The following is a 2,608-nucleotide window of genomic DNA, read 5'->3' on the forward strand; positions in this document are numbered from 1 at the left end:
ATCAGGTACAGAAGGTGACAATATTGCTGTAAGAGGAGTAGTAAAGGCTTATAAAAATAGAGGAAATCATATTATAACTAGTGCTATAGAGCACCCAGCTATAAGAAATACATATAAAGATTTAGCTTTAGATGGGATGGAAGTAACTTTTATTCCAGTAGATAAAAATGGTATTGTAGATGTAGAACAATTAAAAGCTGCAATAAGACCAGAAACTATATTAATATCAGTTATGCATGCAAATAACGAAGTAGGTTCAATTGAACCAATAAAAGAGATTGGTGAAATAGCAAAGAAAAATAGAATTTTATTACATGTAGATGCTGTTCAAACAGTTGGTAAAATTCCAGTTTATCCAAAAGAATTAGGTGCAGATTTATTAACTTTCTCAGGTCATAAGTTTCATGGACCTAAAGGAATTGGTGGACTTTACATAAGACAAGGTGTGAGAGTGGCAAGAACAGTAACTGGTGGAGGACAAGAAAAGAAATTAAGACCAGGAACTACTAATACTCCAGCTGTAGTAGGAATGGCTAAAGCTCTAGAAATGGCATGTGAATCAATGGAAGTTGAAATGATAAGAGAAAGTCAATTAAGAGATTACTTTGAGAGTGAAATTTTAAAAAGAATTCCAGAAATTGTAATAAATGCAAAAAATGTAGAAAGATTGCCAGGAACATCAAGTATAACATTTAAATACCTAGAAGGAGAATCGATTTTATTGTCATTAAGTTATTTAGGAATTGCTGTTAGTTCAGGTTCTGCCTGCTCATCAGATGAGTTACAGGCATCACATGTACTTTTAGCAATGGGAATTGAACCTGAATTTGCTCATGGAACTATTAGATTTAGTTTAGGAAAGTATAATACAAAAGAAGAAATTGATTATACAATAGAGCAAGTTGTAAAAGTTGTAGAAAAATTAAGAATACTATCGCCTTTATGGAATGAATATACAAAATAATTTAAGAGTAAAAGGAGAAATTTTATGCAATATACAGAAAAAGTAATGGATCATTTTATGAATCCTAGAAATGTTGGAACAATGGAAAATCCTGATGGATATGGGAAAGTAGGAAATCCTTCTTGCGGAGATATTATGGAAATTTTTCTTAAGATAGAAGATGATAAAATAACAGATGTTAAGTTTAGAACATTTGGATGTGCTTCAGCAATAGCAACATCATCAATTTCAACAGAAATGGTATTAGGAAAAGATATACATGAAGCTTTAGAAGTGACAAATAAAGTTGTTGCAGAAGCTTTAGGAGGGTTACCAGCTACTAAAATGCATTGTTCAGTATTAGCTGAAGAAGCATTAAAAGAAGCGATAGAAGATTACTTGGCTAAAAAACAAAAATAATGTATAATACAAAGGCTGCTATGAATTCATAGTAGCCTTTATTATTTTAAAACATTTATTTAGAGGGGTTTTTATGAAAAAATTAGTTTTGTTTTTTATGTTTGGCTATGTTAGCTTAGTATTTGGAAGAGCAAATATTCCAAATTATAGATCATATTTATTGGGAGATACAAAAGGAAATATTTATTATGAAAAAAATGCAGAAAAAGAATACCCTCTAGCTTCAGTAACTAAAGTAATGACTATAATGGTAACTTTAGATGAAATAAGAAAAGGAAAGATAGGTCTTTATGATGAAGTTCCTATTGATTGGGAAATTGTAAGTGTGGGTGGAACGATTATACCTGTGAAAAGTGGAGATAAAGTTTTATTAATAGATCTTTTAAAATCAGCAGCAATAAGATCTGCAAATAACGCAGCATATGCTTTAGCAAAATATGTGGGGAAAGGAAGCATTTCCACTTTTGTTGATATGATGAATGAGAAAGCTAAAAAATTAGGATTGGAAAATGATCTAGAGTTTCATACTCCAGCAGGCCTTCCAGATTATATGACAAAGAAAAGAATGGATATGGGAACAGCTAAAGGGATTTATGGAATGACAATGGAAGCTCTAAAATATCCGGAATATTTAGCTATAGCTAGGCAGAAAACAGCAATGATATTAAATAATACTTATGAATTGAGAAGTACTATAAAGTTATTAGGAACAGATGGAATTTATGGATTAAAAACTGGATATCATAGAAAGGCTAGATTTAATATAACTGTTTTAAGTGATAAAGATAATACTAATTTAGTAACTGTTGTTATGGGCGGAAAAACCCAAGATATTAGAGATGATAAAGTATTAGAATTAAATAGAGAGTTTCATAAAATTTATAGAAACAAAGATATTATTAAGGAATCAGTTCCTTTATTTAATATTCCTGTAAAAACTGGATACATAAATAATATAGATGTTTATGGAAGTAAAAATTTATCAAGAATTTTAAGAAAAGATTCAGATGTAAAAATAGAAGTAAATAGAATGAGTTACGTAAAAGCACCTATGAAAAATGGTGATGTTGTTGGAACTTATAAGGTCTTAGTAAATGGAAACGAAATTGCTTCAGATAAATTAATAATAAAAGAAAATATAGAAAAAAAATCAATAACAGATAGAATCATGGATAAGTTTTAAAATATATTGTCAACTAAAAATGAAAATGTCCCACAAAATCGTTAATTATTAGCTCTAAATTT

General features: G+C 29.5%; 3 protein-coding genes. All 3 read left to right on the plus strand.

Annotated elements, in window-relative coordinates; all coding sequences use genetic code 11:
* A partial coding sequence (locus tag Q0V09_RS10550; protein ID WP_297489391.1) for a cysteine desulfurase family protein occupies positions 1-964 on the plus strand: 964 nt, incomplete at its 5' end.
* Between the two features lie 24 nt (positions 965-988).
* Positions 989-1,363 carry a Fe-S cluster assembly scaffold protein NifU gene (nifU, locus tag Q0V09_RS10555; protein WP_297404589.1) on the plus strand — a complete coding sequence of 125 codons (375 nt, stop codon included), beginning with the start codon at positions 989-991 and terminating at the stop codon, positions 1,361-1,363.
* A gap of 73 nt (positions 1,364-1,436) precedes the next feature.
* The gene (locus Q0V09_RS10560) at positions 1,437-2,546 is read left to right on the plus strand and encodes a D-alanyl-D-alanine carboxypeptidase family protein (RefSeq protein WP_297489395.1); all 1,110 of its coding nucleotides are present in this window, start codon (positions 1,437-1,439) and stop codon (positions 2,544-2,546) included.
* Positions 2,547-2,608: the final 62 nt, after the last annotated feature.

Origin of the sequence: uncultured Cetobacterium sp. (assembly GCF_947039425.1) — a bacterium.
Taxonomy (GTDB): Bacteria; Fusobacteriota; Fusobacteriia; order Fusobacteriales; family Fusobacteriaceae; genus Cetobacterium_A.